The sequence below is a fragment of the Citrobacter sp. VF227 genome, assembly GCF_052950715.1.
Map to the genome: position 1 here is coordinate 1 of NZ_JBRFVF010000583.1, position 439 is coordinate 439.

Here is a 439-nt window from a genome sequence, read left to right on the forward strand (position 1 = left end):
ATGCCGACCTCCAGGTCGGTCAGCAGGCGAGCTACGCAAAACACGTCGAGGAAAAGGACATCCAGCTGTTCGCCGCGATGTCCGGTGATCGCAACCCGGTGCACCTGGACGCCGAGTTCGCCGCCGGTACCCTGTTCAAGGAGCGCATCGCCCATGGCATGTTCAGCGGCGCGCTGATCAGCGCCGCGGTCGCCTGCACCATGCCTGGCCCAGGCACCATCTATCTGGGCCAGACCATGAAGTTCACCCGTCCGGTGAAGATCAACGACACGCTGACCGTGCGCCTGGAAATTCTCGAGAAGCTGCCAAAGAACCGCGTGCGCATCGCCACCCGGGTGTTCAACCAGAACGACGAACTGGTGGTCGACGGCGAAGCCGAAGTGCTCGCCCCGCGCAAGCAGGAAACCGTCGAACTGAAGGAGCTGCCGCCGATTTCCAT

The 439-nt window shown here is 62.9% G+C and carries 1 protein-coding gene; it reads left to right on the plus strand.

All coding sequences use genetic code 11. From position 1 onward, the window contains the following. On the plus strand, nt 1-439 hold a 439-nt coding region (locus ACU8YC_RS27995), incomplete at both ends, for a MaoC family dehydratase (protein ID WP_446896393.1).